This is a genomic window from Promicromonospora sp. NPDC060271, from assembly GCF_042726755.1.
Taxonomy (GTDB): Bacteria; Actinomycetota; Actinomycetes; order Actinomycetales; family Cellulomonadaceae; genus Promicromonospora.
Genome location: NZ_JBHXBG010000285.1, coordinates 1 through 3,880, shown reverse-complemented (window position 1 = coordinate 3,880; position 3,880 = coordinate 1). Strand labels below are relative to the sequence as shown.

At 67.0% G+C, this 3,880-nt stretch carries 1 protein-coding gene; it reads right to left on the bottom strand.

Going from position 1 to position 3,880, the window contains the following annotated elements; translation table 11 throughout:
• Positions 1-29: 29 nt before the first annotated feature.
• Positions 30-3,542: a DNA-directed RNA polymerase subunit beta gene (gene rpoB, locus ACFWE2_RS24885; protein WP_377226889.1), complete on the bottom strand. Its 3,513-nt coding sequence runs from the start codon at positions 3,540-3,542 to the stop codon at positions 30-32.
• Positions 3,543-3,880: the final 338 nt, after the last annotated feature.

Here is a 3,880-nt window from a genome sequence, read left to right as displayed (position 1 = left end):
CGCGCCCGCTGTGCGGGCGCGGACCGGTGTCAGATCTCGTCGACGCTGGAGGCGGCGTTCGGCCGCCTCGAGAGGTCGATACCGAGCTCCTCAGCGGCGCGGTACACCTCGTCGTCCGACTCCTTCATCTCGATGGAGACACCGTCGCTCGAGAGCACCTCGACGTTCAGGCACAGCGACTGCATCTCCTTGAGGAGAACCTTGAAGGACTCCGGGATGCCCGAGTCGGGGATGTTCTCGCCCTTGACGATCGCCTCGTAGACCTTGACACGGCCCGGGACGTCGTCGGACTTGATGGTGAGCAGCTCCTGGAGCGTGTACGCGGCGCCGTACGCCTCGAGTGCCCAGACCTCCATCTCACCGAACCGCTGACCACCGAACTGCGCCTTACCACCCAGCGGCTGCTGCGTGATCATCGAGTACGGACCGGTCGAACGCGCGTGGATCTTGTCGTCGACCAGGTGGTGCAGCTTCAGGATGTACATGTAGCCGGTCGAGACGGGCTCGGGGAACGGCTCGCCGGAGCGGCCGTCGAAGAGCTGCGCCTTGCCGTCCTGGTTGACCATCCGCTGACCGTCACGGTTGGGCAGGGTGGCGCCGAAGAGGCCGCGGAGCGCGACCTCCTCCAGGCCGTCGAACACCGGGGTGGCGACGGGGCGGCTCGGCTCGCTCTTGTGCGCGACCTCGGGAAGGCTCTCCAGCCACTCCCCGCCCTTGTCCTCCGCCAGCGAGACGTCCCAGCCCTGCTTGGCGATCCACCCGAGGTGGGTCTCCAGCACCTGGCCGACGTTCATTCGGCCCGGCACACCCAGGGGGTTCAGGACGACGTCGACGGGCGTGCCGTCCTCGAGGAACGGCATGTCCTCCTGCGGGAGGATCTTCGAGATGACGCCCTTGTTGCCGTGGCGGCCGGCCAGCTTGTCACCGACCGTGATCTTGCGGCGCTGCGCGATGTAGACGCGCACCAGCTGGTTCACGCCGGCGGGCAGCTCGTCGCCGTCCTCGCGGTTGAACTCACGCACCGCGATGACCGTGCCCTGCTCACCGTGCGGAACCTTGAGCGAGGTGTCGCGCACCTCGCGCGCCTTCTCGCCGAAGATCGCACGGAGCAGGCGCTCCTCCGGGGTCAGCTCGGTCTCACCCTTGGGGGTGACCTTGCCGACCAGGATGTCGCCCGCGCCGACCTCGGCACCGATGCGGATCACGCCGCGCTCGTCGAGGTCCGCGAGGACCTCCTCGGAGACGTTCGGGATGTCCCGCGTGATCTCCTCCGGGCCGAGCTTGGTGTCACGCGCGTCGACCTCGTGCTCCTCGATGTGGATCGAGGAGAGGACGTCGTCCTCCACGAGGCGCTGCGACAGGATGATCGCGTCCTCGTAGTTGTGGCCCTCCCACGACATGAACGCGACCAGCAGGTTGCGGCCGAGCGCGAGCTCGCCCTCGTCCGTCGCCGGGCCGTCGGCGAGCACGGAGCCGACCTCGACCCGCGCGCCCTCGTCGACCAGCACGCGCTGGTTGTAGCTCGTGCCCTGGTTCGAGCGCACGAACTTGTGCACGCGGTACGAGCCGGTCGTGCCGTCGTCGTTCGCGACGAGCACCAGGTCGGCCGAGACCTCGGTGACCACACCGGGCTTGGTCGCCAGGATGACGTCGCCGGCGTCGACCGCCGCACGGCGCTCCATGCCGGTACCGACCACGGGGGCCTCGGACCGGACCAGCGGCACCGCCTGGCGCTGCATGTTGGCACCCATGAGGGCGCGGTTGGCGTCGTCGTGCTCGAGGAACGGGATCAGGGCGGTCGCGACCGACACCATCTGGCGCGGCGAGACGTCCATGTAGTCGACCTCGGCACCCGGGATGTCGTTGGTCTCGCCACCCTTGGTGCGCACGAGCACGCGGTCGAGGAGGAACGTGCCGTCCTCGGCCAGCGGCGTGTTCGCCTGCGCGATGATGTAGCGGTCCTCGTCATCGGCCGTCAGGTACTCGATGTTGTCGGTGACCTTGCCGTTCTCGACCTTCCGGTACGGCGTCTCGATGAAGCCGAACGGGTTGATGCGACCGAACGACGCGAGCGAGCCGATCAGACCGATGTTCGGACCCTCAGGGGTCTCGATCGGGCACATGCGGCCGTAGTGCGACGGGTGGACGTCACGGACCTCCATGCCGGCACGGTCGCGGGACAGACCACCCGGGCCCAGCGCGTTCAGACGACGCTTGTGCGTCAGACCGGCCAGCGGGTTGTTCTGGTCCATGAACTGCGAGAGCTGCGACGTGCCGAAGAACTCACGGATCGACGCGACGACCGGACGGATGTTGATGAGCGTCTGCGGCGTGATGGCCTCGACGTCCTGCGTCGTCATGCGCTCGCGAACCACGCGCTCCATGCGGGACAGACCCGTGCGCACCTGGTTCTGGATGAGCTCACCCACGGCGCGGATACGGCGGTTGCCGAAGTGGTCGATGTCGTCGACCTCGACGCGCACCTCGACGGGCTGGCCGTTGCGCATGCCCGAGAGGGTCTGCTTGTCGGCGTGCAGGGCCGCGAGGTACTTGATCGTGGCGACGACGTCGGTCAGCGACAGCGTGGACTCGGCGAGCTGGGCGTCGACACCGAGCTTCTTGTTCGCCTTGTAGCGGCCGACCTTCGCGAGGTCGTAGCGCTTCGGGTTGAAGTAGAAGTTCTCGAGCAGCGCGCGGCCGGCCTCGACCGTGGGCGGCTCGCCCGGGCGGATCTTGCGGTACAGGTCGACGAGCGCCTCGTCCTCGGTGTGGACGTGGTCCTTCTCGAGGGTGTCCAGCACGGACGGGAACTCGGCGAACTCCTCGCGGATCTCCGCCTCGCTCATGCCGAGGGCCTTGAGCAGCACCGTGACGGACTGCTTGCGCTTGCGGTCGACGCGGACACCGACGGCGTCCCGCTTGTCGATCTCGAACTCGAGCCAGGCGCCACGCGACGGGATGATCTTCGCGGAGAAGACGTCCTTGTCGCTGGTCTTGTCCGGGGTGCGCTCGAAGTACACACCCGGCGAACGCACCAGCTGCGAGACGACGACGCGCTCGGTGCCGTTGATGATGAAGGTGCCGCGCGCCGTCATGAGCGGGAAGTCGCCCATGAAGACCGTCTGACTCTTGATCTCACCGGTGGTGTAGTTGACGAACTCCGCGGTGACGAACAGCGGGGCCGCGTAGGTGAAGTCCTTCTCCTTGCACTCGTCCGCCGTGTACTTCGGCGGCTCGAAGCGGTGGTTCGAGAAGGAGAGGGACATCGAGGAACCGAAGTCCTCGATCGGGGAGATCTCCTCGAAGATCTCCTCGAGGCCCGAAGTTTCCGGGACATCATTACGGCCAGCCGTCTTGGCAATTTCTACCCTGGCCTGCCAGGCTGGGTTACCAAGGAGCCAGTCGAAGCTTTCGGTCTGCAGGCCAAGCAGGTCGGGGACCTCGAGTGGCTCATAGATCTTTGCGAAGGAGACGCGACGGGAAGCGGTACGGTTCGCAATGGCTTCGGCGGACGGAGCTGAAGGGGTGCGCGAGGCAGCCAAGAGGGGTCCTTCCCTGCAGTTCGGGTGAACGCTGTACGCTCTGCGGTGCTGCAGGAAGCTCTGCCGGACTTCACCCGTCGCCGGAGGGCATCCCAAAGAGGGGATGCAACCAGGACTTTCGGGAAGCAGGGGGAGGCGTCGAGGGCACACGCGGGCGCAAAGCGCTAGCATACCTATCTGGTTCTAGTATGTCCAGTCGCCCTACTACGTGCACGCCGAGACCGCAATAACCCTCGAATCGTTGCGTATCCGCACCGTCAGCCCCCACTGCCCGCTCGCACTGCCGCGACGCCGCGGCCGATGTGGCTGCACAGCAGAGGCCCGCACCCCCGAGGGGG